We start from the raw sequence: 1379 nt of genomic DNA, 5'->3' as shown, positions 1-1379 counted from the left end.
CGCAAACGGTGATCGAGTAATCGCAACGACTGATCACCATCAATCACAAACTCCTTCCATGCATTGAAACTCAATTTGTCGAGCACGTTATTCTTAGCGCTTTTAAGCCGAGAGTACGATGCCAAACAAGAGATTAGCAATGCGACACATTAAAGATATTCTCCGCCTCAAACTCGAGGCAAAACTGAGTCATCGAAATATTGCCCGCAGCTTAGGAATCGGCGTAGGCACTGTTTCCACTTATGGAAAAAGAGCGGTTGATGTTGGGCTAACCTGGCCACTTCCAATAGAGATGACTGACAATGAACTAGAACGTTTATTATTCCCCGACGCCAAGATCAATACGCGCCATGGTCGGGTTATGCCTGATTGCGCTGCCATTCACCAAGAACTCAAGCGCAAAGGCGTTACCAAGCAATTGTTGTGGGAGGAATATAAGCAAATACATGGCGACGCGGGCTATCAGTATTCGCAATATTGCGGCTACTATCGTGAATGGCGTTCTAAGCAAAAGCGCTCCATGCGCCAGATTCACCTTGCCGGTGAAAAAATGTTTGTGGATTACAGCGGGGCCACGGTACCTATCGTTAACCCGGATACTGGCGAGATCCGTTCAGCTGAGATCTTTGTAGCCATACTTGGCGCGAGTAACTACACCTTCGCAATGGCGTCATGGACGCAACGCAAAGCCGACTGGATTAACGCACATGTGAAAGCCTTTGAGTTCTTTGGCGGCGTACCGGAGATCGTTGTGCCTGACCAGTTACGCAGTGCTGTCAGCAAGCCAGCTCGTTATGACCCCGGTATCAATGTGAGCTACCAGCACATGGCATCACATTATAAAACGGCGATCATTCCCGCTAGGCCACTCAAGCCCAAGGATAAAGCAAAAGCAGAAAACGCGGTATTGATCGTGCAGCGCTGGATACTGGCTCGACTACGACATCAAACCTTCTTCACGCTGGCAGATCTAAATCAGACTATTAAGGTCTTGCTAGATGACCTTAACCGCCGTGCCTTTAAGAAACTACCGGGTTCCCGCTTAAGTCAATTTGAAGCCTTGGATAAGCCAGCGCTTAAATCGCTTCCCGCGAAGCATTATGAGTATGTCGAGTTCAAACTTGCACGCGTTAATATCGACTACCACATAGAGTTCGACAAGCATTATTACTCAGTACCTCATCATCTGGTGAAGTCTCAAGTAGAAGCCCAAGCAAGCCAAGATAGCGTTGCTATTTTCTTCAAAGGAAAACAGGTTGCACGACATGCTAGGAGCTTGCGCCAAGGGGGTTTTACCACCAATGCTCACCACATGCCTGAGCCCCATCGAAAGCACCAAGCCTGGACGCCGGAGAGACTGATCTCTTGGGGCGCTCGAA

Annotated in this window: 1 protein-coding gene; it reads left to right on the top strand. The window is 48.7% G+C overall.

The genetic code is table 11. The features are described from left to right. Positions 1-139: 139 nt before the first annotated feature. Positions 140-1379 (top strand): IS21 family transposase (gene istA, locus A3756_RS16480; protein WP_068553976.1); only part of this gene is annotated, 1240 nt, incomplete at its 3' end.

The organism is Oleiphilus sp. HI0086 (assembly GCF_001635225.1).
Note: the sequence above shows the minus strand (reverse complement) of the source record. Positions and strands in the feature narration are given on the sequence as shown.